The organism is Pseudomonas sp. (assembly GCF_050739655.1).
GTDB lineage: Bacteria > Pseudomonadota > Gammaproteobacteria > Pseudomonadales > Pseudomonadaceae > Aquipseudomonas.
The window spans coordinates 1-2,996 of sequence record NZ_JBOIBY010000363.1 but is presented as its reverse complement, the minus strand read 5'-3'; the positions used below and the strand labels follow the sequence as shown (position 1 = coordinate 2,996).

Here is a 2,996-nt window from a genome sequence, read left to right as displayed (position 1 = left end):
CCCTGGCACTGCTGACGCTTGACCGTTACATGGATTTCCACATTTTCACCAATGAACTTGGTGGCAATCCGATGATGTACGTCAACCTGTTCTGGGCTTGGGGTCACCCTGAGGTTTACATCCTGATCCTGCCGGCATTCGGCATCTTCTCGGAAGTGATCTCGACGTTCACCGGCAAGAAACTGTTCGGCCACCACTCCATGGTCTACGCATCGGGCGCAATCTCGATCCTGGGCTTCATGGTTTGGCTGCACCACTTCTTCACCATGGGTTCGGGTGCCAGCGTCAACGCCTTCTTCGGTCTGGCGACAATGCTGATTTCCATCCCGACGGGTGTGAAGCTATTTAACTGGCTGTTCACCATCTACCAGGGCCGTCTGCGCTTCACCAGCCAGGTTCTGTGGACCCTGGGCTTCATGGTGACCTTCGCCATCGGCGGCATGACCGGCGTACTGCTGGCCATCCCGGGTGCTGACTTCGTTCTGCACAACAGCCTGTTCGTGATCGCGCACTTCCACAACGTGATCATCGGTGGTGCGGTATTCGGTTACATCGCAGGTTTCGCGTTCTACTTCCCTAAAGCGTTCGGCTTCAAGCTGCACGAAGGTTGGGGCAAGGCAGCATTCTGGTTCTGGATCACCGGCTTCTTCGTCGCGTTCATGCCGCTCTATGTACTGGGCTTCATGGGCATGACCCGTCGTCTGAACGCCACCACCAACCCTGAGTGGGTACCGTACCTGTACGTTGCCTTGTTCGGTGCGGTGATGATCGCCGTGGGTATCGCTTGCCAACTGATCCAGCTCTACGTAAGTGTGCGTGACCGTAACAAGCCAGAGAACATGTGCGAACACGGCGACCCGTGGAATGCACACACCCTGGAATGGTCGACCTCCTCGCCACCACCGTTCTACAACTTCGCTGTGCTGCCAAAAGCCGACGTTGTCGACCCGTTCACCGAAGCGAAGGAAAACGGTACCGCTTACAAGGCTCCGGCCAAGTACGAACCGATCCACATGCCTAACAACACCGCTACCGGTGTGGTCATGGGCGCTCTGCTGACCGTGTTCGGTTTCGCGATGATCTGGCACATCTGGTGGCTGGCAATCGCGAGCCTGGCTGGCACTGTCATCTACTTCGCGATCCACGCGGCCCGTGATGATCAAGGCTATATGGTGCCGGTCGACGTGATCGAGCGCATCGAAGCCGAGCAGCACAAGCGTCTGGTAGCGGCCGGGAAAGTCCGGGCCACCACCACCCGTGTTGAAACCTCGTTGGAACAGGCTTAAACCATGTCGAATTTAGTGACCAATGCTGGACACGCCCATGGTCATGACCATGGGCACGATGACCATCACCACGACTCGGGCGAGATGACCGTATTCGGTTTCTGGCTCTACCTGATGACCGACTGCATTCTGTTTGCGTCGATCTTCGCAGCGTACGCGGTACTGGTTAACAACGTAGCGGGTGGCCCGTCGGGCCACGACATCTTCGAACTGCCTTACGTGCTGGGCGAAACCGCTCTGCTGTTGTTCAGTTCGATCACCTACGGCTTCGCCATGCTGGCGTTCTTCCGTGGTAACAAGAAGCAGGTCCTGGGCTGGCTGGCCCTGACCTTCATGTTCGGTGCCGGCTTCATCGGCATGGAAATCAACGAGTTCCACATGTTGATCTCCGAGGGCTACGGTCCTAACCGTTCGGGCTTCCTGTCTGCGTTCTTCACCCTGGTGGGTACCCACGGTCTGCACGTGACCAGCGGTCTTATCTGGATGGCGATCATGATGTACCAGGTGCAGAAAAACGGCCTGACGGCGACCAACAAGACCCGTCTGAGCTGCCTGAGCCTGTTCTGGCACTTCCTGGACGTGGTGTGGATCTGCGTATTCACCGTTGTTTATCTGATGGGGACTATGTAAATGGCTAACGCTCATTCCCACAATGGCCACGACGACGGCAGCCACGGCAGCGTCAAGTCCTACGGCATTGGCTTCATCCTGTCGGTCATCCTGACCCTGATCCCATTTGGTCTGGTGATGTACCCGACACTGCCGAAGTCGATCACGCTGTTGATCGTCCTGGCTTTCGCCGTGATCCAGGTGCTGGTGCACCTGGTGTACTTCCTGCACCTGGACCGCTCGGCTGCACAGCGTAACAACGTGATTGCGTTTGTTTTCGCCGCGATCGTGATTGTCCTGCTGGTTGGTCTGTCGATCTGGATCATGTTCAGCATCCACACGTTCATGATGGCGAAGTGAGGTAAATCCGCATGTCCTTCAAGCACTTTATCCAAATCACCAAACCGGGGATCATTTTCGGTAACGTGCTTTCTGTGGCAGGCGGATTCTTCCTGGCCTCCAAAGGGCATGTCGATCTGGCCATTTTCCTGGCCGCCATGATCGGCACGTCCCTGGTGGTTGCTTCCGGTTGCGTGTTCAACAACTGCATCGACCGCGACATCGACCTGAAGATGGAACGCACCAAGAACCGTGTGCTGGTCCAGGGCCTCATCTCCCTGAAACTGGCCCTGGCCTATGCGACCGTCCTGGGTGTTGCCGGCGTTGCGTTGCTGTACAAGGTGGCTAACCCGTTGGCTGCGTTGTTCGCCGTAATCGGCTTCGTGATCTACGTCGGCCTCTACAGCCTGTACCTCAAGCGCAAGTCGGTTCACGGCACGCTGGTGGGCAGCCTGTCGGGCGCCATGCCGCCGGTCATCGGCTACGTCGCGGTGAGCAACACCTTCGACGTGGCAGCACTGACGTTGCTGGTGATGTTCAGCCTGTGGCAGATGCCGCATTCCTACGCCATCGCGATCTTCCGCTTCAACGATTACCTGGCCGCATCGATCCCGGTGCTGCCAGTGAAGCGCGGAATCCAGGTGGCCAAGAAGCACATCCTGATCTACATCCTGGCCTTCCTCGTGGCGACCTTGATGCTGACCTTCAGCGGCTACGCCGGCATGAGCTACCTCGCCGTCGCCGCGGCCATGGGCATGTACT

4 protein-coding genes are annotated in these 2,996 nt (G+C 57.6%); all 4 read left to right on the top strand.

The features are described from left to right. A partial coding sequence (locus ACRESJ_RS17440; RefSeq protein WP_431759013.1) for a cbb3-type cytochrome c oxidase subunit I occupies positions 1 to 1,286 on the top strand: 1,286 nt, incomplete at its 5' end. Positions 1,287 to 1,289: 3 nt separating this feature from the next. Next, positions 1,290 to 1,916, top strand: coding sequence for a cytochrome o ubiquinol oxidase subunit III (locus ACRESJ_RS17435; protein WP_431759012.1), 627 nt, complete (start codon positions 1,290 to 1,292; stop codon positions 1,914 to 1,916). Then, the gene (gene cyoD / locus ACRESJ_RS17430; protein ID WP_431759011.1) at positions 1,917 to 2,255 is read left to right on the top strand and encodes a cytochrome o ubiquinol oxidase subunit IV; all 339 of its coding nucleotides are present in this window, start codon (positions 1,917 to 1,919) and stop codon (positions 2,253 to 2,255) included. An 11-nt stretch (positions 2,256 to 2,266) separates the two neighbouring features. Further along, positions 2,267 to 2,996 (top strand): heme o synthase (gene cyoE / locus ACRESJ_RS17425; RefSeq protein ID WP_431759010.1); only part of this gene is annotated, 730 nt, incomplete at its 3' end.

What these genes read in the sequence shown, in the direction of transcription:
- ACRESJ_RS17435 (WP_431759012.1), top strand. Translation starts at nt 1,290, where the DNA reads ATGTCGAATTTAGTGACCAATGCTGGACACGCCCATGGTCATGACCAT.
- cyoD (WP_431759011.1), top strand. Translation starts at nt 1,917, where the DNA reads ATGGCTAACGCTCATTCCCACAATGGCCACGACGACGGCAGCCACGGC.